Consider the following 21,283-nt stretch of genomic DNA (forward strand, 5'->3'; position numbering starts at 1 on the left):
TCCGTCTCACCCCCCGTAACTCTGCACCAGGCTTCCGGCCACCAGCGACCAGCCGTCGACCAGCACGAAGAAGATCAGCTTGAACGGCAGCGAGATCGTTGCCGGGGGCAGCATCATCATGCCCATCGACATCAGCACCGAGGCGACGACGAGGTCGATGATCAGGAAGGGCAGGAACAGCAGGAAGCCGATCTCGAAGGCGCGCTTCAGCTCGGAGATCATGAAGGCGGGGACGAGGATGCGCAGTGCGAGGTCGTCTGGGGTGGCCGGCGGTGCCTCGCCCGAGAGATCCAGGAACAGCTTGAGGTCCTTTTCGCGCACGTTCTTCTGCATGAAGCCGCGCAAGGGAACGGAGGCGCGCTGCAGCGCGTCCTCGACGCCGATCTGGTTGGCGACGAGCGGGCGGATGCCGTCATCGTAGGATTTTTGCAGGACCGGCCCCATCACGAAGAAGGTGAGGAACATCGCCAGCGCGATGATCACCGAGTTCGGCGGCGCGGTCGCCGTGCCCAACGCCGTGCGCAGCAGCGACAGCACGACCACGATGCGCGTGAACGACGTCATCATGATCAGGATCGACGGCGCGATCGACAGCACGGTGAGCAGCGCGATCAGCTGGATCGCGCGCTCCGTGACGCCGCCGCCGCCAGCGCCGCCGCCGAGATTGATGCTGATGTCCTGCGCATGCGCCGGCATCGCTGCCGATGCCGCGCCGATCAGGACAGAAAGGAAAACAACTCTACGCGGGAGGGACGGCAGCCTCACGAAGACGGCTTCGGACGGCCAAGCAGGGAGGCCATCTCGTCTTCGAGATTTTCAAAGCTGGTCTTTTCCGTGGCCGGCTTTGCGGGCGGGGCCGGTGGTGCCGGCGGCTCGCTGCGTGCGGCGCGGGGCGGCGGCGCAGGAGGTTCGGGCGCAACCGGAGGCGCGACCGTCTCGCCGGCCGGGCGACGCAAGGCTGCCTCCAGCCGCTGCGCCATCTCGGCGAGATTCTGCTCGGCGCTGGAGGGGGACGCGGCGGGAGCCGGCGGCGGAACAGGCGGAGCCTGCGGCACCGGCGGAGGAGGCGGCGGGGCAGGTGCGCGCTCGGCGCGCACCGGCGGCATCTTCGGCGGCTCACTCTGGCGCGGCGGCCGCGGCATCAGTGGCGGCTCGCTGCGCGGAACGCGCGGCGGCAGCGGCTCGGGCCGCGGTTCGCGCTCGGGGCGCGGCGCGATCGGCTCGGCCGTGAAGCCGGCGAGGGGATCGCTGCGGCGTTCGGCAAGCGCGGGAGCGGGCCGGCGCACCTCGTCGGCGAAGGACGGGCGCGCGGGCCGCGGCGGCGGCTCGGGCATTTGCGGCTCGGGATGGTCGAGCAGTTCGGGCCGCGGTGCTTCGTCGGCCCAGCTGCTGGTATCCGGCATGGGCGCGAGCCGCGGCGGTTCCGCGGCGTTCGGACGCTGCGGAAGCTGGTCGCGGCCGGGCGCGGCGCGAACGATATTGGGTTCGACGACGATATCGGTGGGCCCACCGATCATCAGGAGATGCTCGACATTGTCACGCCGGACCAGCACCAGGCGGCGCCGACCGTCGACCGCGGCAGCGTCGATCACCGCGAGCCTGGGCATCCTGCCGCGCTGGGTGTTGGCGCCGACCCGGCTGCCGGCGAATCGGCGAACCAGCCAGGCAGCGACGCCGATCAACGCCAGAACGACGATGAACGCGACGATGAAGGTGATAGGGCTGCCTTGCATACTTGTCCCCGACAAATGGCGCTGTTCTCGTGCCCATGGTCAGACGCGCCAACCACCGGCTTAACGATGCCCCAAACTGCGATCTCTTAACGTCCCACGGCAAGTTTTGCCGTCCCCAACTCTTAATAACCTATGAATCGTCCGATCCAAAACGACTTCTTGGTCCGTGCATGCGCCGCCAAATGGTTGGGTTAATGCCATTTTTGGACGCGTAGAATCACGGGGCGCAAAATAGTGTCCCGCCCAGGGACACGCCGCGAGGGCGTCCTTAACCAGCTGTTAACCATACACGCGGCAAATTCTGCCTAGTTGCGGACCTCAAGGTTCGCAAGAGGCGGAAGGAGCCGCGACGATGTCCATCAACGACCTCCCGGTACTGTCGGCGCTTCGCACCAAGATGCAGTGGCACCAGGAGCGCCAGCGCGTCCTGTCCGAGAACGTCTCCAATTCCGACACGCCCAAATTCCGGCCGCGCGACCTGGTCGAGCCGAAGCTCGACAAGTCCGGGGCGGTCACCGGCTCGATGGGCCCCCTCGCGCTCGCCCGCACCAGCGGTTCTCACATGACGCCGTCGGGGGCTGCTTCCGGATTCGACCAGAACAGGAACGCGGGGTTCGAGACCCGCCCCGCGGGTAACGCCGTCAATCTCGAAGAGGAGATGATGAAGGCGGCCAGCAACCAGATGGACTACGCGGCGGCGACCTCGCTCTATTCGAAGAGCCTGCATCTGCTCAAGACCGCGATCGGCAAGGGCTAGCCGCATGATCCGGGAACAGAACAGCTAGAGGAGGCGCATCATGGCCAATGACAGCAGCGACTTTGCCCGCTCGATGGCGATCGCGACCTCCGGTCTGCGGGCGCAAGCCGGCCGCATGCGGGTGATCTCGGAAAACATCGCGAACGCGGATTCGACCTCGCAGACCGCCGGCGGCGATCCCTACCGGCGCAAGGTTCCGACCTTCTCCTCCGCGCTCGACCGCACGCTCGACGCGCAAGTCGTCACCCTCGGCAGGATCAAGCCCGACCAGTCGAACTTCCGCGTCAAATACGAGCCGAACAATCCGGTCGCGGACGCCAGCGGCAACGTCAAATATCCCAACGTGAACTCGGTGGTCGAGATGACCGACATGCGCGACGCGCAGCGGTCCTACGAGGCCAATCTCAACATCATCAGTGCGACGCGCCGGATGATCCAGCGCACGCTCGACATCCTCAAGAGCTGAACAGGACAATTGAGCCATGGCATCACCGACAATCGCGGCCAACGCTTATGCCAACCTCGCCCGGGTGCTGGAGAACAGCGGTGCCGGCAAAGCCACCGAGGCCGGCGGGCAATCCTTTGCCTCGATGCTGAAGGACGCCGTCGGCAGCGTCATGGAGTCCGGCCGCAAGTCGGATGCGCAGACCGTGGCGATGGCCTCCGGCAAGGCCAACGTGATGGACGTGGTGACGGCGGTGGCGGACACCGACGTCGCGGTGTCCACCCTGGTCTCGGTCCGCGACCGCGTGATCGCGGCCTATGAAGACATCATGAAGATGCCGATCTGATTTTGGCGAATGGTGAGTAGCGAATGGCGAATGGGGACGTCTCCGATTCGCCATTCGCATTTCCCGGCACGTCAGACAACCAATAGCGAGTAACAAGCAATGACCGGACCCGAGACCCTCGACGTTGCGCGCGATGCGATCTGGACGATCGTGATCGTGTCCTCTCCCCTGATGGTGGTCGGTCTGGTGGTCGGCGTCATCGTGTCGCTGTTCCAGGCGCTGACGCAGATCCAGGAGCAGACGCTGATCTACGTGCCGAAGATCCTCGCCATCTTTGCCACGATGCTGCTGGCGCTGCCGTTCATGGCCGACGCGCTCCACGCCCACATGCTGCGGATCTCGTCGCGAATCATCGGCGGCTGAGGCAAGATGCGTCGATTATGCGCATCGACGTCTCGCTGCTGCCGGCGCTCGCCGCTTCCTTCATGCTCGCCTTCGCCCGGGTCGGTGCGATGGTGATGCTGTTGCCGGGGCTGGGCGAGACCAATATTCCGACGCGGATCAAGCTGTCGATCGCACTGCTGCTCACGCTGATCATCCTGCCGCTGCATCGCAACGCCTACCAGGTCGACATGGGTTCGCTCGCGCCGCTCCTGGTCCTGATGCTGCATGAGATCGCGATCGGAATCGTGCTGGGCGCGACCGCGCGCGTGACGCTCTCGGCGCTCCAGGTTGCGGGATCGGTGATCGCGCAGCAGATGGGGCTCGGTTTCGTCACCTCGGTCGACCCGACGCAGGGCCAGCAGGGCGTGCTGGTCGGCAACTTCCTGACCATCCTCGGGGTAACGCTGCTGTTCGCCACCGACAGCCATCATCTGGTGATCGCGGCGCTGAACGACAGCTACACGATCTTCTCGCCGGGTGAGACCATATCAAGCGGCGATGTGGCCTCGCTCGCGACGCGCGCCTTCGCCGCCGCGTTCCGCCTGGGCCTGCAGCTCTCGGGGCCGTTTCTGGTGTTCGGCCTGGTCTTCAACATCGGCCTTGGCGTGCTGGCGCGGCTGATGCCGCAGATGCAGGTCTATTTCGTCGGTGTGCCGCTCTCGATCTTCGCGGGCTTCCTGGTGCTCGCCGTGGTGCTCACGGCGATGATGGGGACGTATCTGGATTACTTCATCGGTGTCATGCACCAGTTGATGCCGCTGAGGTCACGGTAGATCGATGGCAGAAGACAAGGACCCGGAGAGTCAAACAGAAGACCCGACGCAAAAGCGTCTGGACGACGCGCTCGAACGCGGCGACGTCGCCAAGAGCCAGGAGATCAACACCTGGTTCATGATGGCGGGCGGCACGCTCGTGGTCTCGACCTTTTCGGGCTCGGTGGGCAGCGGGCTGCTGACGCCGATGCGCAACCTGCTCGCCAATTCCTGGATGATCAAGACCGACGGCAAGGCCCTGCTCGCGCTGATGCAGCAGATCGAGTTCGCCCTGCTCGCGGCGATCGGCGTGCCTCTCTTCTTGCTGATGCTGGCGGCGATTGCCGGCAACATGCTGCAGCACCGCCTGGTCTGGTCGACCGAATCCCTGACGCCGAAGTTCAGCAAGATCTCGCCCGGCGCCGGCTTCCAGCGCATCTTCGGCAAGCAGGCGGCGGCCAATTTTCTCAAGGGCATCGGCAAGCTGGTGCTGCTCGGCGTGGTCATGACCATGATCCTGTGGCCGGAGCGGCATCGCATGGAGGCGATGGTCAGGCTCGATCCGGCCGCCATGCTCGGCGCCAGCACCAGCATGACGATCCATCTGCTCGGTGCGGTGGTCGCCGCGCTCGCGATCGTCGCCATCGCCGACTATTTTTTCCAGTACAGAAGCTGGTTCCAGCGGCAGAAGATGTCGCTCCAGGAGATCAAGGAAGAGTTCAAGCAGTCCGAAGGCGATCCGCATATCAAGGGCAAGATCAGGCAGTTGCGGCAGCAGCGCGCCAAGAAGCGCATGATGGCGGCGGTTCCCAAGGCCGCGGTGATCATCACCAACCCGACCCACTATTCGGTGGCGCTGTCCTACGAGCGCGGCATGACGGCTCCGATCTGCGTCGCCAAGGGCGTCGACAATCTCGCCTTCAAGATCCGGGAGATCGCGCGCGAGCACGACATCCCGATCGTGGAGAACGTGCCGCTGGCACGCGCGCTCTACGCCACCGTCGAGATCGACCAGGAAATCCCGACCGAGCACTACCATGCGGTCGCCGAAGTCATCGGCTACGTCATGCGGCTGAAGCGCGGATTCAGCGCCGGGCGAGGATAAGACACCCGAAAAGTACCTGAAATGGCCGTAATCTGGGAATCAGCGTACCTTTCGCCCCCGCTGCCCTTGCGCCTGCGGGTCCGATTCAGGCAGGGAGGACCCCACGCGCCCCGTAGCGCGTTGATTCTCTGCCGACAGGCTGCGCCAGCTCGAGAATGACCGCCGAGACCGACCACGACCTCACCCGCGAGCCCGTTGCGACGCACGAGCCGTCGCCGCGCTCGGGCAGCATTGCGCTGGTGCTGCTGGTGGCCGCCGGCCTCGTCGCCGTCGCCGTCGGGCTGATGACGCTCGGGCGCGCGCAGGCGCAGCCCTATATCCTCGGCATCCTCGCCGTGCTGGCGATGGTCGGCTTGTTCAACCTTTTCGCCTTCGCCGCCGGGATCATCCGTTTCGCCGACCGCAGTCTTGATGACCCGGTCGTGGGCCGCATCGCCGATCACGGGTTCGACGGCCTCGCCGTGACCGATGCGCGCGGCCACGTGGTCTATTCCAACGCCGCCTATCTGACGCTAACCGGCGCGACCGGTCCGCAAGACGTGCGCCCGGTCGAGCGTGTCTTCATCGGCAACCCCGACGTCTCCGAAGCCGTGTTCCGCCTGCTCAAGGCCGCGCGCGAAGGCAAACGGCAGCAGGAAGAGGTCCGCATCTCCGGCCAGGACGGCAGCCAGGGCCGCTGGCTGCGCATGCGGGTGCGCCCGCTCGGCACCGGCAAGCGCGAGGCGAAATACGCGGTGTGGTCGATTGCCGACATCACCCGCGACCGCGAGCGCCAGGAGGACGTGTTCCAGGAGCTCCAGCACGCCATCGAATATCTCGATCACGCGCCGTGCGGCTTCTTCTCGGTCAATCCGGCCGGCGAGCTCGCTTACGTCAACGCGACGCTGGCGAACTGGCTCGACTACGACCTCGCCGAGATCGGCTCGGGCGGCCTGAAGCTGACCGACATCGTCTCCGGCGATGGCGCCTCGCTCCTCACCGCGATCGTGGCGGTGCCGGGCGAGGTGAAGACCGAGGTCTTCGACATCGACCTGCGGATGCGCACCGGCAAGACCATGCCGGTGCGGCTCTATCACAAGCTCGCCTTCGGCGCCGACGGTGCGCCGGGGCCGTCGCGCACGCTCGTCATCAGCCGCGCCCGCGACGAGCGCAGCGATCCCGATCGCGCCGCCGAAGTGCGCTTCATGCGCTTCTTCGACCATACGCCGATGGCGATCGCGACCGTCGACCGTGCCGGCAATGTCGTGCGCGCCAATGCGCGCTACGCCAAGCTCGGCCAGGCGCTCGGGCTCGACAGCGCCTCCAAGTCGATCTTCCGCGCGGTCAATTCGCGCGACCGGCACCTCCTGATCGCGGCCATCAACCAGGCCGCCGACGGCCAGGCCGACATCGCCCCGGTCGAGGTGGCGCTGGAAGGGACCAAGGAGCGCTGGGGCCAGTTCTTCGTCACGCCGGTCGATGCGGCCGAGAACGAGGCGGAAGCCGCCATCGTGCACATGCTCGAGACCACCGAGCGGCGCGCGCTGGAGAACCAGATCAACCAGTCGCAGAAGATGGAGACGGTCGGCCAACTCGCCGGCGGCATCGCCCACGACTTCAACAACGTGCTCTCCGCCATCATGATGGCGAACGACTTCCTGCTGAACGCCCACAAGCCGACCGACCCGTCGTTCCAGGACATCATGCAGATCAAGCAGAACGCCACGCGGGCCGCGACCCTGGTGCGGCAGTTGCTGGCGTTCTCGCGGCGGCAGACGCTGCGGCCGCAGGTGCTCGATCTCGGCGATGCGCTGTCCGATCTCGCCATGCTGCTGCGCCGCCTGATCGGCGAGAAGGTCAAGCACGAGACCATCCACGGCCGCGACCTCTGGCCGGTCAAGGTCGACGTTTCCCAGTTCGAGCAGGTGATCGTCAACCTCGCTGTGAACGCGCGCGATGCCATGCCCGACGGCGGCAAGCTGATCATCCGCACCGCCAACGTCACCGCGGAACAAGCGGCCAAGCTCGCCTACAAGGGCATGCCGGCCGCGGATTATGTCCGGATCGAGGTCGCCGATACCGGCACCGGCATTCCCGCCGACATCCGCGACAAGATTTTCGAGCCGTTCTTCTCGACCAAGGAAGTCGGCAAAGGCACCGGTCTCGGCCTTTCCACGGTCTACGGCATCGTCAAGCAGACCGGCGGTTTCATCTACGTCGATTCGGAGCCGGGCCAGGGCACCTCGTTCCATATCTTTCTGCCGCGTCACCATGCCGAGCCTGAAGCGCAGGTCGAGCAGCCGGCGGCTGTAGTCAGCGCGACCAGCGGCGCCGGCAAGGACGCCGCGGCGGCCGAGGCCAAGCCGCGCACCGATCTCACGGGGCAGGGCACCATCCTGCTGGTCGAGGACGAAGAGGGCCTGCGCGCGCTGAACGCACGCGGATTGCGCTCGCGCGGCTACACCGTGGTCGAGGCCGAGAACGGCGTCGAGGCCATGGAAGTGCTGGAGGAGCAGAGCGGCGCGATCGATCTCGTCGTCTCCGACGTCGTCATGCCCGAAATGGACGGCCCGACCTTGCTCAAGGCGATGCGCGAGAAGAACCCCGACATCAAGTTCATCTTCGTCTCCGGCTATGCCGAGGATGCGTTCGAGAAGAGCCTGCCCGAAGGCCAGCAGTTCGACTTCCTGCCGAAGCCGTTCACGCTCAGCCAGCTCGTGGCGGCGGTCAAGGAGACGATGGCGAAGCAGGGGTGAGGGTAGGCGGCGCACGCCGTTCGCCCCTCCGTCATTGCGAGGTGCCCGCGACAAAATTGCGGAGCAATTTTGCGCTGGTGCGACGAAGCAATCCAGACTCTTTCCGCTGAGGCAGTCTGGATTGCTTCGCTACGCTCGCAATGACGGGGAAAGAGCGGAAATCTCGGCCCAAAACCGCCGGTATCCCGCGACCACGGTTCCCCGAAGCACCCGGCCAAGCCCCCGCCAAATATGGGCTTTGCCACATCCCCGCGACTGAGGGCCGCAGCCATAGGTTCCGAAACCGGCTTCACTTTTCGGGAAGTCTGCCCATCTTAGGCGCACGTCCCCATGCCGGGGATTTGGGAAACGCACATGAATTTCTCGCTACGCTCCCGCAGTCTCTTCAAGACGATCGCTGTCGTGCTGGCGCTTGCGCTGCCGACTGCGCTGGCGATCTCGTCTGCCGACGCGCGTGTCGGCGGCGGTGGCTCGTCCGGTTCGCGCGGCTCGCGCACCTATTCGGCCCCGCCCCCGACCACGACGGCGCCCGGCTCGACCTCGCAGTTCAACCGCACCTACACCCAGCCGGGTGCAGGCATGAACTCGGCTGCTTCCGCGCCCGCGCGCGGCGGCCTGTTCGGCCGCGCCGGCGGCTTTATGGGCGGCCTCGCGGCTGGCTTCCTCGGCGCCGGCCTGCTCGGCATGCTGTTCGGCGGCGGCCTGTTCGGCGGCCTCGGCGGCCTGTCCTCGATCCTGGGCCTGATCATCCAGATCGCCCTCGTGGTGCTGGTGGTGCGGCTGGCGATGTCCTGGTGGCAGCGCCGTCACACGCCGCAGGCGGCCTATGCCAATGCCGATGCGGGCGCAGGTTCCGGACCGCAGCCGAACCAGCGCGGCGGCCTCGGTGGTGGTCTTGGCGGCTTCGGCTTCGGCGCGAACGCCAATAACGCGCCGCTTGAGATCAAGCCGGACGATTACGAGGCGTTCGAGCGCCTGCTCGGCGATGTCCAGACCGCATGGTCGAACGAGGACGTGGCCAAGCTGCACACGCTCGCGACGCCGGAGATGGTCTCCTATTTCGAGCAGGACCTCGCCCAGAACCGCGCGCGCAACGTCGTCAACAAGGTGACTGGCGTCAAGCTGCTGCAGGGCGACCTCGCGGAAGCCTGGCGCGAAGGCGAGACCGACTACGCCACGGTGGCGCTGCGCTTCGCGCTCACCGACAAGACGCTCGACCGTAACAGCGGCACGGTCGTCGCCGGCAGCGAGCAGCCGGGCGAAGTCACCGAAGTCTGGACCTTTGCCCGACGGCCCGGCAGCGGCTGGGAATTGTCGGCGATCCAGCAGACCAACTGATTGCAAAGCGATTGAAGACAAGGGCGTCGTGCTTCCCGCACGGCGCCCTTTTCTTTTGTACCCCTTTCATCGCGGCATCGGAATAAGTGGGGGCGCATCGGGTTGAAATCAGGCGGCCAACGACAAACACAACGGGAGGACAAGATGATCCGTATCAAGAGATCCGTGACGATTTCAGCGCTCGCTGCGGCCTCGCTTGCATGCCTTGCGGCGCCAGCCGTGCAGGCACAGTCGGCCGACATGACGTTCTTCGTGACCTCCAATGGCCCGGGCAAGGGTGCCGATCTCGGCGGCCTGGAGGGAGCCGATGCGCAGTGCGCGAGGCTCGCTCAGACCGCCGGCGCCGGTGCGAAGACCTGGCGCGCCTATCTCTCGACGCAGGCCGCCGACGGCAAGCCGGCCGTCAACGCGCGCGATCGCATCGGCAAGGGACCGTGGCAGAACGCCAAGGGCGCGGTCATTGCCAAGGATGTTGCCGAACTGCACGGCCCCGCCAACAACCTCACCAAGCAGACCGCGCTCAGCGAGAAGGGCGAGGGGATCAACGGTATGGGTGACCAGCCGAACCGGCACGACGTCCTCACGGGATCGCAACCAGACGGCACCGCGTTTGCCGGTCCGGACGATCGCACCTGCAAGAACTGGACGTCGAGCACGCAAGGCACCGCGATGGTCGGCCATTTCGATCGCCGCGGCCTGCGCGACGACGAACCGTCAAAGTCCTGGAACAGCTCGCACCCCTCGCGCGGTCCCGATGGTGGCTGCTCGCAGGCCGATCTGAAGAGCACCGGCGGCGACGGCCTGCTGTATTGCTTCGCTGCGAATTGAGTTTGGACGCAACTCTCTCCACCCGTCATTGCGAGCGCAGCGAAGCAATCCAGAATCTTTCCGCGAAGGCGGTCTGGATTGCTTCGTCGCTTCGCTCCTCGCAATGACGGAGTGTTTGGTGGCGCCGTTCCGTCTCACCCTGCCGGAACTCCGAGCCACATGCTACATTGGTCCGTACGTGTTCACGCTCACGGACCTCTCTCATGAAATACGAGCTCTACTACTGGCCCGAGATCCAGGGCCGCGGCGAATATGTGCGGTTGGCGCTGGAGGAGGCGGGGGCCGCTTACGTCGATGTCGCGCGCGGGCCGCGCGGCACGGCTGCGATGATGAAGATGATGGACGCACACAAGGATACGCCACCCTTTGCGCCGCCGTTCCTGAAAGCCGGCAAGCTCGTCATCGGCCAGACCGCCAATATCCTGCTCTATCTCGGCGCCCGCCATGCGCTCGCGCCGAAGACGGAAGCCGGCAGGCTCTGGGTGCACCAGCTTCAGCTCACCATCACCGACCTCGTGGTCGAGATCCACGACACCCATCATCCGCTCGGACCCTCGCTCTATTACGAGGACCAGAAGCCGCCGGCGAAGAAACGCACGGCCAATTTCTGGGAGGAGCGGGTGCCGAAATATCTCGGCTATTTCGAGCAGCTTCTCACCGAGAATGGCGGCGCCTATGTCACCGGCCGGCGGCTGACCTATGTCGATCTCTCGCTATTCCAGATCGTCGCGGGGCTGCGCTATGCCTTTCCCAAGCGCATGAAGGCGTTCGAGACAGACATTTCGGGCCTCGTTGCCCTGCACGACCGCATCGCGGCGCGGCCGAACATCAAGGCCTATCTGGCAAGCGAGCGCCGCATTCCCTTCAACGAGCAGGGCATCTTCCGCCGCTATCGCGAACTGGATGGCTAAAGCGTTTTCGAGCGAAGTGGAAGACCGGTTCGCGTCAAGAAAACGCGTCAAAAGAAGAACTTTAGCCGGTCCGGAGGGAGGCTGGCGGCAGCCCCCGTTCCGGACCGGCCGCTTCGGGCGCGATCAATCGCCCGAACGCGTCGTGGCCGGTGGGCGTCTGTAGACGCTGCGGCCCAGAGCGGTCGTCTGAATCATCGGGCAGAGGCGAGAGGTCATGCTCGTCGGGGCAGGGCGGCTTGCAGAACATCGTCGCGTCTTTCGTTGCGTTGCGTACCGCCGCTGTCTAGCGAAGTCCGCATTCCCAGGCGTCAGCCGTTCGGAGGAGGCAGCGCGATGCGCGCTCACCAAACGCCCGGCATCAGGCGATAGCGCACCCGCGCCGCGTAATCGTCATAGCCCGGCAGGCCCTCGCGCAAGGTGCGTTCCTCTATGCCGATGCGGATCGCGAACAGGAGGACCAGAATCGGGACCATCACCAGTCCCCACCACGAGCCCAGCAGCAACGGCACGCCGGCGAAGAACAGGACCATGCCGCTATACATGGGATGACGCACATGGGCGTAGGGGCCGGTCGAGATCACGCGTTGCGCGCGCTCGGCTTGCAGCTTGACCACGGGAGCAGCGAACGAGTTTTCGCGGAACACCCACATCGTGAACAATGTCGAGGCCAGAAACAGCGCGAGGCCGAACGCCTGAAGCGCGACCGGCATGTCAGACGATTGAAGGCGCCGGTCGACGCCTATCAGCACCAGCCAGGCCAGCATCGCGACGACGAAGACGCTCATGAACAATTTGTCGGCGGCGGGCTGATCCTTCTGCAGCACCGGCCGCAGCCGCTCGGCGAGCAGCGCCGGATCGATCCGGTAGAGCCACCAGCCGCAGAGCGGGCCGAGCAGGGTGCAGGTCGCGAGGAACACCCAGGCCGAGGGCCAGCGCAGCGTCCCTGCGGAGGCGAACAGCAGCGCGCCCATCGCGGCGGTGGTGATCGTGTTCTGCAGCAGCAGTCTGGCGATCATGCGCGGCTCCCCCGGCAATCTCGCACGATGTTGGCTTTGCTATCCGGCAAAGATAGGGCCAGACGTACGAAAGGCCCGATCGACCGGATCGGGCGCTTCAGCCTAGGCAAACCTGATCAGGCGAGTTGATCGATGCGCGTGCCCTGACCCGGCGGCAGCGGCGCGGGCGGCTGCGGCTTGTAGGTGGGGTCGGCGTCCTTGGTCTTGGTCTGGTCGTCCTGCTGCTTGGTCGTGTCGTAGCTCGGAACCACGATCGCGATCGGCGGCGGCGCAACGGTGGAAACCTTCATCCGCAAATCCTCACACACATGGAAGCAACTGACCCTGCGCTGCGAGGAGCGAAAATTCCTTCAAGGCAATCGTTAAAATGCGAAGGATTGGTGTGGCGGGAGGGCCGTGTTTGCGTCTCATCCGCGCGCTGCCAAAGGAGGCGACGAACCTCTCCCGTCATTGCGAGGAGCCCTTGCGACGAAGCAATCCAGAGCCCTTCCGCGGAGACAGTCTGGATTGCCTCGCTGCGCTCGCAACGACGGAGCTTGTAGCGGCAGCGTTGCGACGCGTTGCGTCATCACTTCGCGGAAAGAGCGAAGCCCTTCTATTCGTCCTTGCCGCGCGTGATCGCGATGGACGCGTCCTTCTTGGTGCGGGTGCATTCCATGTTGAGTCGCCGATAGCGCATGCTGATCTTGTCGCCGCGCAGCAGGCCCATCCGCTTCAGGCAGCGTGTCGCGCCCGTCGTGGTGTCGTCCTTGGTCACGGTGAAGACGATCGCCGCCATCGATCCCACCAGCGCATAGAATTCCGGCGTCGGCTTGCGATCACCCTTGGCATAGAGCTCAATGGAATATTTGTCGCCGCGGCAACCCACGGACAGCTCCTTGGCCGCCGGGTGCGTCAGGTAGACGGTGTTCGCAGCACGAAAGTTCACCTTGAGGCGGTCGACCTGGTTCGCCAGCTCCTTGGCGCTGTCGTCGCAGCGGTCGGCGCGTGCGGGCGAAATGAGGGTCACAAGGCCGGTGATGGCGGCGGCGACCAGGATCGCGCCGCGGACGTTCAAGTTCAATGTCATGATGAAAAGCCCCTTAGGGCGCGCATTCAAGCGTCGTCGGGCGCGAAGTGCAAGGGTGGGAACGGGCATTTCCACGTGCTGCGCCAATGCCTTCCCGAGCCCTGGCCGCGCGCTCTCATGCGTATCGGTCCCTTCCTTTTCCGTCCAAAATGGGCTTAGAACGCTTCTACGCGAGGGCCCGCGCGTGGCCCCAAACCCCGAGATTCGCCCATGAACGCTCCGACCGCCTTTCCCGACCCGTCAAAGCCCGTTCCGCCCTACAAGCACACCCCGCTGTTCCCGCTGGGCAAGGACGAGACGCCCTACAAGAAGATCACGGCCGAGGGCGTCAGGGTCGAGAAGGTTCTGGGCAAGGACATGCTGGTGGTGTCGCGCGAGGCGCTGCGGGCGCTGTCGGAGGCGGCTTTCGGCGACATCAACCATTATTTGCGCCCCGGCCATCTGAAGCAGCTCCGCGCGATCCTGGAGGACGGCGAGGCCAGCCCGAACGACAAGTTCGTCGCGCTGGACTTTTTGAAAAACGCCAACATCGCCGCGGGCGGCGTGCTGCCGATGTGCCAGGACACCGGCACCGCGATCATCATGGGCAAAAAGGGTTGCAACGTCATCACTGACGGCGACGACGAGGCGGCGCTGTCGGAAGGCGCGCGCGATGCGTACCTGCGCCGCAATCTGCGCTACTCGCAGGTCGCGCCGCTCTCGATGTACGAGGAGAAGAATACCGCCAACAACATGCCGGCGCAGTGCGAGATCTACGCCGAAGGCGATGACGCCTACAAGTTCATGTTCATGGCGAAGGGCGGCGGCAGCGCCAACAAGAGCTTCCTGTTCCAGGCGACGCCCTCGGTGCTGACCAAGGACCGGCTGCTGGCTTTCCTGAAGGAAAAGATCCTCACCCTCGGCACCGCGGCGTGCCCGCCCTATCATCTTGCGATCGTGATCGGCGGCACCTCGGCCGAGCTCTGCATGAAGACGGTGAAGCTCGCCTCCGCGCGCTATCTCGATGCGCTGCCGACCCACGGCTCGCCCGACGGCAACGCCTTCCGCGACGTCGAGATGGAGAAGGAAATCCACAAGATGACGCAGAGCCTCGGCGTCGGCGCGCAGTTCGGCGGCAAGTACTTCTGCCACGACGTCCGTGTGATCCGCATGCCGCGTCACGGCGCATCGCTCCCGATCGGGCTCGGCGTGTCCTGCTCGGCCGATCGACAGGTGCTCGGCAAGATCACCAGGGACGGCGTCTATCTCGAGGAGCTCGAGCACAACCCGGCGCAATATTTGCCGCAGGTCGAGCAGGCGCTCGGCGGCGAGGTCGTCAAGATCGACCTCAACCAGCCGATGAAGGACATTCTGGCGACGTTCTCGAAGTATCCGATCAAGACCCGGGTCTCGATGACCGGTACCATGATCGTGGCGCGCGATAGCGCCCACGCCAAGCTGCGCGAGCGGCTGGAGAAGGGCGAGCCGCTGCCGGATTATTTCAAGAACCATCCGGTCTACTACGCCGGCCCGGCCAAGACGCCCGAGGGCTACGCCTCCGGCGCGTTCGGTCCGACCACCGCCGGCCGCATGGATTCCTTCGTCGACCAGTTCCAGGCCGCCGGCGGCTCGATGGTGATGGTGGCCAAGGGCAACCGCGCGCCGGCCGTGCGTGAGGCCTGTAAGAAATACGGCGGGTTCTATCTCGGCTCGATCGGCGGCGCCGCGGCGAACCTTGCCGAGCACTGCATCAAGAAGGTCGAGGTGCTCGAATATCCCGAGCTCGGCATGGAAGCGATCTGGCGCATCGAAGTCGTCGACTTCCCGGCGTTCATCATCATCGACGACAAGGGCAACGACTTCTTCAAGGAATTGAATTTGGGCTGAGGCCGCGTTCCCCGGACGCTGCGCAGCACCATAAGCGCGTTAGCGCGTGTTCGACGCGCTAACGTGATGCGCTGCTGATCCGGCGTCCATCGGCGAAAGATGGGTCCCGGCTCTGCGGAGCAGCGCTATGCGCTGCACCGCGTCCGGGACACGAGAGCGGTGCTTGGTCGCTCTATTTCACTAACTGCAGTTCGTTACCTGATTGGAGCACAGCGCGCGCCACCAGCCGCGGACGCCGTCATGGCTCTCGATCAGACCCCAGAAGCCGCTGCAGGCGAACAGGCGCTTCGGGCCGCCGTCACCATCGATCGGGCCGCCGAGCTCGCGCTGGGCCGGCATCCATTTCGCATCGACGAAGGGAGCCTGGAACAGCCCGCCCGCGCGCGTATAGCCGTTGGCGTAGCTCGCGCCGACCTTGTTGGAGGCGACCCAGCCGCGCCCGGTATAGGGTTTGGGCGCGCTCCGCGGATATTTCTTGTCGTCCTCGTAGTCCTTGCCCGGCGGCTTGGCGCCTTCGATCAGAAACCAGCCGTTCTTGAAGCCGATGATACGGAATTCGGTGAGCCAGCCGCCGTCGGGCGTGTTCTCGGCGCCGCCTAACTTCAAGCGGTAGGGCGGCGGCAACGTGCCGAGCACGCGAGCCGTCGCTGACGGCTCGGCGCGCACGTTGAGGCCAGCAGGGTCCTTGTCGACGGACCAGGCGCCGAGACTGCAGGGCTCGGTGCCCTCGGGCAGCTTTGCACGTCCGGCGGCGAGATCGGCGTGCAGCTTTGCGAAATCGGTCTCGTCATTGTCGGGATCGGGCTCCGCGCGCGGCTTCAACTCGGCTGACACGGCGCGTGTTGCATCCGGCGTCAGCGTGACCACGAGGGCCTGGCGCGCAGCGAACACACTTGCCGGTGTTTTCGGATCGTTCGACGTCGCCGGATAGACCGCGAGATATCCCATCGAGCCATCGGTTCGATAAGCGGCGCCGGCGACATAGCCTGCCGGGAGCAGGGCGAGCGCGCTTGCGCGCCACGCCGGTTCGGTGTCATCCGCGCGCGCCGCTTGTGTCGCGACGCACAGCATCGTCGCCGCGATGAGACGAAGCACGCGCATGATGTTGCGCGGCCTTAGGCGCGGGCGCCGGTGAACGGGAAGCTGCCCATCGGGCCGATGCCCATCTCGCCGTTGATGCTGTCGCCGGAGACGGTCCCGGTGAATTCGAGCGTGAGCGGCATCGGTTTGTCGATCGAGACCTTCCAGGAGACGTTGTCGCCGGAGACGGTGCCGTCGAAAATTTCGGTGGTATTACCTTCCGCCTGCTGCGTGCCGGTGAGCGTGCCGCCGGCGGCCTTCAGGCTCAGCGTGGTCTGGCGCTCGCCCATCGGCGTCGTCATGGTCAGATTCCAGTTGCCGTCTACGGCCATTCCCGTCTCCCGAACAAATCCCGGCGGACCGCGACGATCCGCGGCCAGTCCTTAAGCGAGCCTATAACCCAACTCGCAGCTCCTGCCTAACCCTGCGATAGGGCATTTAAGCGCGGGCTGCAGCGCGCCGGCGGCTGGTGACGATGAGCCTTAGAACGACATACTGCACGGCAAAGGCGAGGATCTTGGCGCCGCCGGCCACCACCGTGAGATAGAAGGCCCACAGCTTCAGATCGCCCGTGGAAGCGACCACGATCATGCCGACGCCGATCACGAACATCAGCAGCGCCCAGGCATAGCCCGCAGCCGTCACATATTCCGGAACGGTCTCGACGACGATCGGCGGCATGTAGCGCAGCATCCAGCCGCGCTTGAGCATGATCGCGCCGATGGCGAAATGCGCAATCGAAGGCTTTGCCATCATGAAGCGGGGATCATTGGTCAGCAGAGTGATCCCGCCCAGTCCGACGACGAGCGCGAGACTCGCATACGTCATGTAGTTGAGTTGCTGGCCCTTGATGCGGGCGTGGATCACCTGCGCGATCGCGCCGGCGATCGCCACCGACGTCGCCAGGATGACGTTGTCGGTGATGAGATAAATGACGAGGAAGAGGATGGCGGAGAAGAGATCGGAGCCGAGGCGGGCGAATACGTCCTTCATCGTCAATCCTGTTCAGTGGGCGTTGGGCAATGCGCGGGCAGGCGTACCGTACTTGATCTGGCGATACTCGGGATACCATTTTGTGAAGTAAATGGCGCTGTTGCGGGCGGCGAAGGCGACTGCAAGGCTCGACCAGAGCGGCAGGCCGGGGACGTAGAGCAGCACGAGATTGCCAGCCGCCATCAACAGCGCGGCCACGGTCCAGGCGCCGGTGATGACGTAATTGGCATAGAGAAAGCCGGGCATCGCCGCGGTCTCGGCCGGCACTGCTTCAAGCGCATATTGCAACGTGAAGGGACGGCGGACCAGCAGCGAGCCGAGCGAGATGACGAAGATGCCGATATCGACCCACAGCTTGACGCCGAGCGTTCCGAGCTGCGGGTCGAGCAGCACGAGGTAGAGGCCGATTGCGGCGAACACGATCGCCGAGCCTGCGGCCAGGGTCTTCACCGAGCGCCCGCGCGCCACATCGATTGCGACGGTGCCGAGGCAGATCGCGGAGGCAACGAACACGCTCATCGCGGCCGACGTCACCAGCATCAGGAGGCTGTAAGCGCCGTAGGGCGCAAGGATCAGGAAAATCGCCATTGCCTATCTCGGTCAGGCCGATCTTTACGGTGTAAAGATCAATAGTTCAGAGGCGAGGTCGGGTCAAGGGGAATCTTTACAGTGTCAAAATGACGTAGGCAACCTCCAAAAGATGAAGGGCTGCAACGGCCTGGTCGGACGCCTCGTCGGCCAATTCCGCCCAGGGCAGGCGCGACAGAATGGGGAGCGCGCAGGCGATCGCGAGGCCGAGGGCGAGCAGGATGCCGCCGTTGAAGATGACGCCGTTGAAGATGACTTGGCCGCTCCGCCGCAGATGGATCACTTCGAATGTGAGCGCGACGCAGACCAGGGCGAGGATGGCGAGGAAGTCTGCGGTGATTGAGGGCATCTGGATACGGGCCTCTTTGGTGACACGTCCGGCTGTGGCTCCGGGCGCGCGCAAAGTGGCGCGCCCCAGAAGGGCGGGGAGTTACTGCGCTCCCACCCAATTGCCGTGAAAGCCGTCGGGCACGCGGTGGCCGAGCTGCACCAGCGCGACGGGACCCGCTTCGACATCGGTGGCATTGAACACGGCGAGGTCGCTGCGGTTTTCCCGCGCCCGCCAGACCACCGCCAGCAGCCAGCCATCGCCCTCAGCCGCATCCTTCGATCGCTCGACGAACACCGGCTCGGAGATGGTGTCGCCGGCGGGCAGCAGATAATGGCCGAGACGCCTTCCGTTGCCGTCGACATGGACGACGCCGGAGAGCGCGCCGAACATCGGCTGGCGCGGATTGGCGCAGGCGTACCAGCCGTGGCGATTTTTCAACCCGGCGTGGCGGTCGTCGATGCGCGGGAATTCGCCGGTGAGATCGTCGAGATAGGTCTGCTGGAAGCGATCGGTATTCCCCGAGAGATCGAAGGTCCAGCGGCAGTGCCGGGCGCGCGACTTCTCCGGATCGGTCGGCCGGCCGTCGGGATGCGGAAACAACGGCGCTTCCTCGAACTGCATGACGTCGGCGATGATGCGGTTATCATCCTCCCACGCGTTCATGATGTGGAAGACGTAGCAGGCTTCACCGCGAAACCAGACGATGTCCTTTGCCGCGCCGCTCCGCTTCATCACGCCGACATAGGCGCCCTTGTCCGGCTCCCAGGCATAGGGCGGCTGCCCGCGCATCGCGCGCTCCATGCTGCCTGTGATCGGCAGGATCGGAAACAGCACATGGTTCGCGGTGACGATGAAGTCGTGCACCATGCTGGCATAGGGCGCCTCGAACCGCTCGAAGCGCGTCGCCTTGCCGGCGGCATCGATCGAGCCGTAGGAGAGGGCAGGCGTCAGTGGCCCCGCCGCGTTGTAGCCGAAGAACACGAGCTCGCCGGTCACCGGATCGATCTTCGGGTGCGCCGTGAAGCTGCCGGCGACGCGGCCCTGGTAGTTGTGATAGCCGCGCGTCGCCAGCGTGCCCGGCTCGATCTCGGTCGGCAGATGCGCTTCTTCCAGCGCCAGCAGCTTGCCGGCATGGAAGATGATGTTGGTGTTGGCGACGCCGCCATCGGTGAGATCAGCCGGCGCGTCCGGCAGCTTGCGGCCGAAGCCGCCGAACAAAGCGCGGCCGGCATCGTGCTCGGCGAGCCATTTCGGCGTGCGGACCCAGCGGTTGCGATAGCTGGCGCGGCCGTTCTGGAGATGGAAGGCGTGCAGCATGCCGTCGCCGACGAACCAATGCGCGCCGGGGGAATCGAACTGCGGATTGGGACCGTTGCGGTAGAGCACGCCGTTCAGCTCGCGCGGCAATTCGCCGATGATCTTCAGGAATGGCGCGTCCGCTTCAAACGGGATCGGCGCGATATTGTTGCGGCGCTCGGCGACGGCGTCGTGCTGCACGGCGTATCCCTCCCTATCTTTACATCGTAAAGATCAGATAGCGCCGATTGCCGCATCGGTCAAGCGAAATCTTTACACTGTCAATATTGCGTCATATAGCTTGCAAATGGCCAAGACCGATACCAAGAGCGAAACGGCGCGAAGCGCGCGTGCCCCCAGCAAGACAACGTCGACTGCGGCATCGCGCCCAAGGCGCGGCGCGGCGAGCGCGAAGACCGAGTCGCCGTACCATCACGGCGCCCTGCGCGAGGCGCTGCTCAAGGCCGCCGAACGGGTGCTGGAACGCGACGGGCTCGCCGGTCTCACATTGCGCGCGGTGGCGCGCGAGGCGGGCGTCTCGCATGCCGCGCCGACCCATCATTTCGGCGATCTCACCGGCCTGCTCAGCGAACTCGCGGCCGTGGGCTTCCGCCAGTTCAACGCCGCGATGGCCTCGTCGTCCGACGCCGCCACCACGCCGCTCGCGCGCGCGCTGGCGCGGCCGAAGGCCTATGTCGCCTATGCGCAGGCGCATCCCGGCATGTACGGCATCATGTTCCGCACCGAGCGGCTGGATTATTCGAGACCCTCGCTGCACGAGGCCGCCGAAGCCTCCTTCGCGGGCCTTGCCAACGCCATCGGCATGATGCGGCAGGAGCAGATCAGCGAAGACGCGCTGACGCTGAACCAGGGCGCCGCGATCGCGCGCGCCTGGTCGATGGTGCACGGTTTCACCATGTTGCTGCTCGATGGACGGCTCGAGGACATCCTCGGGCGGCTGCCCGAGGGGACGACGGCCGAACGCCTGCTGGAGGCGATGCTGACGGCGCCCATCAGCACGAAACTTCCCGTGTAAAGACTGTTGAGCCCGAAAACGCTCTAGCGCATCGTCGCCAGCTCGACGGCGCGGCCGCGCGTGCCGATGATCTTCACCTCGTCCTTGCCGCAGGCAAAGCCGCGGGCGAAATCGTCCGCAGCCTTGCGCGCAAGCTCGTTGGCGGCGGGATTGGCGATCGCATCGACATAGGCGACGTGACAGACCGGGCTCGGCGGCAGCCGGGTCACGACCAGCATGGCCTTGGTGTTGGGCCGGCCCTGCTTGTCGGGATCGGCGTTATCGGCGATGTGCCAGCGCTGGATGATCGCAAACGGCTTTGCGCCCATGGTACGCCATTCGATCGTGGTCTCCGACGAATTGAACGGGGCGAACCAGACCTTGGCCGCCGGTTCCTCGGCCGCAGCCCTGCGATTGCGGCCGACCGAGACGATTTCGCGAAGATCGTCCTCGGCAATCAGCACCAGGAGGCCGTCCTTGCCCGGACAGATGCGCGTCGTGCTGCCGTCGAGCTCGCTGGGCTTGCCGATCTTGCGGCAATCCTTGGGCGCGGTCGAGGTGTATGTGCTGCCCACGGATTGGGCGGCGGCGCTGTTCAGGCCGATGCAGATCATCACGACGGCCAGGCCGATGCAGGTGATGCGGTTCATCATGAGGGCCTCGAGCGCAGGGAACTCCGTAGCATCAGACGTCTT

Annotated in this window: 24 protein-coding genes; 12 read left to right on the top strand and 12 right to left on the bottom strand. The window is 65.3% G+C overall.

Going from position 1 to position 21,283, the window contains the following annotated elements:
* Nucleotides 1-6: 6 nt before the first annotated feature.
* Both fliP and GGD67_RS29655 read right to left on the bottom strand, forming a co-directional pair.
* Complete coding sequence (gene fliP / locus GGD67_RS29650; protein WP_028142765.1) at nucleotides 7-765, bottom strand: flagellar type III secretion system pore protein FliP; 759 nt, start codon at nucleotides 763-765, stop codon at nucleotides 7-9.
* On the bottom strand, nucleotides 762-1,733 hold the full coding sequence (locus GGD67_RS29655) for a flagellar biosynthetic protein FliO (RefSeq protein WP_092262715.1): 972 nt from the start codon (nucleotides 1,731-1,733) through the stop codon (nucleotides 762-764). Before GGD67_RS29655 ends, fliP begins: the two co-directional genes overlap by 4 nt.
* Before the next feature lie 352 nt (nucleotides 1,734-2,085).
* Here GGD67_RS29655 and flgB point away from each other — a divergent pair, with 352 nt between their 5' ends.
* From flgB to GGD67_RS29705, 10 genes are all read left to right on the top strand, one after another.
* Nucleotides 2,086-2,490 carry a flagellar basal body rod protein FlgB gene (gene flgB / locus GGD67_RS29660; protein ID WP_018321862.1) on the top strand — a complete coding sequence of 135 codons (405 nt, stop codon included), beginning with the start codon at nucleotides 2,086-2,088 and terminating at the stop codon, nucleotides 2,488-2,490.
* 40 nt (nucleotides 2,491-2,530) lie between these two features.
* Nucleotides 2,531-2,956 carry a flagellar basal body rod protein FlgC gene (flgC, locus tag GGD67_RS29665; RefSeq protein WP_018321863.1) on the top strand — a complete coding sequence of 142 codons (426 nt, stop codon included), beginning with the start codon at nucleotides 2,531-2,533 and terminating at the stop codon, nucleotides 2,954-2,956.
* A 16-nt stretch (nucleotides 2,957-2,972) separates the two neighbouring features.
* A complete protein-coding gene (gene fliE, locus GGD67_RS29670; protein ID WP_018321864.1) occupies nucleotides 2,973-3,281 on the top strand; it encodes a flagellar hook-basal body complex protein FliE in 309 nt (102 codons plus the stop codon).
* A 99-nt stretch (nucleotides 3,282-3,380) separates the two neighbouring features.
* Nucleotides 3,381-3,644 (top strand): flagellar biosynthesis protein FliQ, encoded by a 264-nt coding sequence (gene fliQ / locus GGD67_RS29675; RefSeq protein WP_018321865.1) that lies wholly within the window; start codon nucleotides 3,381-3,383, stop codon nucleotides 3,642-3,644.
* A 17-nt stretch (nucleotides 3,645-3,661) separates the two neighbouring features.
* A complete protein-coding gene (fliR, locus tag GGD67_RS29680) occupies nucleotides 3,662-4,438 on the top strand; it encodes a flagellar biosynthetic protein FliR (RefSeq protein WP_018321866.1) in 777 nt (258 codons plus the stop codon).
* A 4-nt stretch (nucleotides 4,439-4,442) separates the two neighbouring features.
* On the top strand, nucleotides 4,443-5,522 hold the full coding sequence (gene flhB, locus GGD67_RS29685; RefSeq protein WP_018321867.1) for a flagellar biosynthesis protein FlhB: 1,080 nt from the start codon (nucleotides 4,443-4,445) through the stop codon (nucleotides 5,520-5,522).
* A 155-nt stretch (nucleotides 5,523-5,677) separates the two neighbouring features.
* Nucleotides 5,678-8,257, top strand: a complete 2,580-nt coding sequence (cckA, locus tag GGD67_RS29690; protein WP_018321868.1) for a cell cycle histidine kinase CckA — start codon at nucleotides 5,678-5,680, stop codon at nucleotides 8,255-8,257.
* A 330-nt stretch (nucleotides 8,258-8,587) separates the two neighbouring features.
* Nucleotides 8,588-9,595 carry a Tim44 domain-containing protein gene (locus tag GGD67_RS29695; RefSeq protein WP_018321869.1) on the top strand — a complete coding sequence of 336 codons (1,008 nt, stop codon included), beginning with the start codon at nucleotides 8,588-8,590 and terminating at the stop codon, nucleotides 9,593-9,595.
* Between the two features lie 144 nt (nucleotides 9,596-9,739).
* The gene (locus GGD67_RS29700; RefSeq protein WP_018321870.1) at nucleotides 9,740-10,423 is read left to right on the top strand and encodes a hypothetical protein; all 684 of its coding nucleotides are present in this window, start codon (nucleotides 9,740-9,742) and stop codon (nucleotides 10,421-10,423) included.
* Nucleotides 10,424-10,626: 203 nt separating this feature from the next.
* The gene (locus tag GGD67_RS29705; protein ID WP_179737838.1) at nucleotides 10,627-11,334 is read left to right on the top strand and encodes a glutathione S-transferase; all 708 of its coding nucleotides are present in this window, start codon (nucleotides 10,627-10,629) and stop codon (nucleotides 11,332-11,334) included.
* A 341-nt stretch (nucleotides 11,335-11,675) separates the two neighbouring features.
* On the opposite strand, the gene GGD67_RS29710 is transcribed toward GGD67_RS29705, so the two are convergent.
* From GGD67_RS29710 to GGD67_RS29720, 3 genes are all read right to left on the bottom strand, one after another.
* Nucleotides 11,676-12,350, bottom strand: coding sequence for an isoprenylcysteine carboxylmethyltransferase family protein (locus tag GGD67_RS29710; RefSeq protein ID WP_179737840.1), 675 nt, complete (start codon nucleotides 12,348-12,350; stop codon nucleotides 11,676-11,678).
* Nucleotides 12,351-12,466: 116 nt separating this feature from the next.
* Nucleotides 12,467-12,640: a hypothetical protein gene (locus tag GGD67_RS29715; RefSeq protein WP_018321873.1), complete on the bottom strand. Its 174-nt coding sequence runs from the start codon at nucleotides 12,638-12,640 to the stop codon at nucleotides 12,467-12,469.
* A 305-nt stretch (nucleotides 12,641-12,945) separates the two neighbouring features.
* Nucleotides 12,946-13,419, bottom strand: coding sequence for a hypothetical protein (locus tag GGD67_RS29720; protein WP_028142782.1), 474 nt, complete (start codon nucleotides 13,417-13,419; stop codon nucleotides 12,946-12,948).
* A gap of 210 nt (nucleotides 13,420-13,629) precedes the next feature.
* On the opposite strand from GGD67_RS29720, the gene GGD67_RS29725 reads away from it, so the two are divergent.
* On the top strand, nucleotides 13,630-15,285 hold the full coding sequence (locus GGD67_RS29725) for a fumarate hydratase (protein ID WP_179737842.1): 1,656 nt from the start codon (nucleotides 13,630-13,632) through the stop codon (nucleotides 15,283-15,285).
* Between the two features lie 180 nt (nucleotides 15,286-15,465).
* Here the strand turns inward: GGD67_RS29725 and GGD67_RS29730 are convergent, their stop codons facing one another.
* The 6 genes from GGD67_RS29730 to GGD67_RS29755 all read right to left on the bottom strand — a co-directional run bounded on the left by GGD67_RS29730 (nucleotide 15,466) and on the right by GGD67_RS29755 (nucleotide 19,774).
* The gene (locus GGD67_RS29730; protein ID WP_179737843.1) at nucleotides 15,466-16,386 is read right to left on the bottom strand and encodes an SH3 domain-containing protein; all 921 of its coding nucleotides are present in this window, start codon (nucleotides 16,384-16,386) and stop codon (nucleotides 15,466-15,468) included.
* Nucleotides 16,387-16,400: 14 nt separating this feature from the next.
* The gene (locus GGD67_RS29735; protein WP_018321877.1) at nucleotides 16,401-16,697 is read right to left on the bottom strand and encodes a hypothetical protein; all 297 of its coding nucleotides are present in this window, start codon (nucleotides 16,695-16,697) and stop codon (nucleotides 16,401-16,403) included.
* Nucleotides 16,698-16,803: 106 nt separating this feature from the next.
* Nucleotides 16,804-17,358 carry an inner membrane-spanning protein YciB gene (locus GGD67_RS29740; RefSeq protein WP_179737845.1) on the bottom strand — a complete coding sequence of 185 codons (555 nt, stop codon included), beginning with the start codon at nucleotides 17,356-17,358 and terminating at the stop codon, nucleotides 16,804-16,806.
* Between the two features lie 12 nt (nucleotides 17,359-17,370).
* On the bottom strand, nucleotides 17,371-17,946 hold the full coding sequence (locus tag GGD67_RS29745; RefSeq protein ID WP_179737847.1) for a hypothetical protein: 576 nt from the start codon (nucleotides 17,944-17,946) through the stop codon (nucleotides 17,371-17,373).
* A 76-nt stretch (nucleotides 17,947-18,022) separates the two neighbouring features.
* Nucleotides 18,023-18,295 carry a hypothetical protein gene (locus GGD67_RS29750; protein ID WP_018321880.1) on the bottom strand — a complete coding sequence of 91 codons (273 nt, stop codon included), beginning with the start codon at nucleotides 18,293-18,295 and terminating at the stop codon, nucleotides 18,023-18,025.
* An 81-nt stretch (nucleotides 18,296-18,376) separates the two neighbouring features.
* Nucleotides 18,377-19,774 carry a carotenoid oxygenase family protein gene (locus GGD67_RS29755; protein WP_179737849.1) on the bottom strand — a complete coding sequence of 466 codons (1,398 nt, stop codon included), beginning with the start codon at nucleotides 19,772-19,774 and terminating at the stop codon, nucleotides 18,377-18,379.
* A 106-nt stretch (nucleotides 19,775-19,880) separates the two neighbouring features.
* Between GGD67_RS29755 and GGD67_RS29760 the strand changes: the two genes are divergently transcribed.
* Nucleotides 19,881-20,609, top strand: a complete 729-nt coding sequence (locus GGD67_RS29760; protein WP_179737851.1) for a TetR/AcrR family transcriptional regulator — start codon at nucleotides 19,881-19,883, stop codon at nucleotides 20,607-20,609.
* A 23-nt stretch (nucleotides 20,610-20,632) separates the two neighbouring features.
* On the opposite strand, the gene GGD67_RS29765 is transcribed toward GGD67_RS29760, so the two are convergent.
* Entirely contained in the window at nucleotides 20,633-21,238 is a 606-nt protein-coding gene (locus GGD67_RS29765; RefSeq protein WP_179737887.1) for a hypothetical protein, read from the bottom strand.
* Between the last annotated feature and the right edge of the window lie 45 nt (nucleotides 21,239-21,283).

The sequence above is a fragment of the Bradyrhizobium sp. IAR9 genome (genome assembly GCF_013408065.1).
Lineage (GTDB): Bacteria > Pseudomonadota > Alphaproteobacteria > Rhizobiales > Xanthobacteraceae > Bradyrhizobium.

Coding starts and splice junctions, on each gene's coding strand:
- GGD67_RS29655 (WP_092262715.1), bottom strand. CDS start 1,733: ATGCAAGGCAGCCCTATCACCTTCATCGTCGCGTTCATCGTCGTTCTG.
- flgB (WP_018321862.1), top strand. CDS start 2,086: ATGTCCATCAACGACCTCCCGGTACTGTCGGCGCTTCGCACCAAGATG.
- flgC (WP_018321863.1), top strand. CDS start 2,531: ATGGCCAATGACAGCAGCGACTTTGCCCGCTCGATGGCGATCGCGACC.
- fliE (WP_018321864.1), top strand. CDS start 2,973: ATGGCATCACCGACAATCGCGGCCAACGCTTATGCCAACCTCGCCCGG.
- fliQ (WP_018321865.1), top strand. CDS start 3,381: ATGACCGGACCCGAGACCCTCGACGTTGCGCGCGATGCGATCTGGACG.
- fliR (WP_018321866.1), top strand. CDS start 3,662: ATGCGCATCGACGTCTCGCTGCTGCCGGCGCTCGCCGCTTCCTTCATG.
- flhB (WP_018321867.1), top strand. CDS start 4,443: ATGGCAGAAGACAAGGACCCGGAGAGTCAAACAGAAGACCCGACGCAA.
- cckA (WP_018321868.1), top strand. CDS start 5,678: ATGACCGCCGAGACCGACCACGACCTCACCCGCGAGCCCGTTGCGACG.
- GGD67_RS29695 (WP_018321869.1), top strand. CDS start 8,588: ATGCCGGGGATTTGGGAAACGCACATGAATTTCTCGCTACGCTCCCGC.
- GGD67_RS29700 (WP_018321870.1), top strand. CDS start 9,740: ATGATCCGTATCAAGAGATCCGTGACGATTTCAGCGCTCGCTGCGGCC.
- GGD67_RS29705 (WP_179737838.1), top strand. CDS start 10,627: ATGAAATACGAGCTCTACTACTGGCCCGAGATCCAGGGCCGCGGCGAA.
- GGD67_RS29710 (WP_179737840.1), bottom strand. CDS start 12,350: ATGATCGCCAGACTGCTGCTGCAGAACACGATCACCACCGCCGCGATG.
- GGD67_RS29715 (WP_018321873.1), bottom strand. CDS start 12,640: ATGAAGGTTTCCACCGTTGCGCCGCCGCCGATCGCGATCGTGGTTCCG.
- GGD67_RS29720 (WP_028142782.1), bottom strand. CDS start 13,419: ATGACATTGAACTTGAACGTCCGCGGCGCGATCCTGGTCGCCGCCGCC.
- GGD67_RS29725 (WP_179737842.1), top strand. CDS start 13,630: ATGAACGCTCCGACCGCCTTTCCCGACCCGTCAAAGCCCGTTCCGCCC.
- GGD67_RS29730 (WP_179737843.1), bottom strand. CDS start 16,386: ATGCGCGTGCTTCGTCTCATCGCGGCGACGATGCTGTGCGTCGCGACA.
- GGD67_RS29735 (WP_018321877.1), bottom strand. CDS start 16,697: ATGGCCGTAGACGGCAACTGGAATCTGACCATGACGACGCCGATGGGC.
- GGD67_RS29740 (WP_179737845.1), bottom strand. CDS start 17,358: ATGAAGGACGTATTCGCCCGCCTCGGCTCCGATCTCTTCTCCGCCATC.
- GGD67_RS29745 (WP_179737847.1), bottom strand. CDS start 17,946: ATGGCGATTTTCCTGATCCTTGCGCCCTACGGCGCTTACAGCCTCCTG.
- GGD67_RS29750 (WP_018321880.1), bottom strand. CDS start 18,295: ATGCCCTCAATCACCGCAGACTTCCTCGCCATCCTCGCCCTGGTCTGC.
- GGD67_RS29760 (WP_179737851.1), top strand. CDS start 19,881: ATGGCCAAGACCGATACCAAGAGCGAAACGGCGCGAAGCGCGCGTGCC.
- GGD67_RS29765 (WP_179737887.1), bottom strand. CDS start 21,238: ATGAACCGCATCACCTGCATCGGCCTGGCCGTCGTGATGATCTGCATC.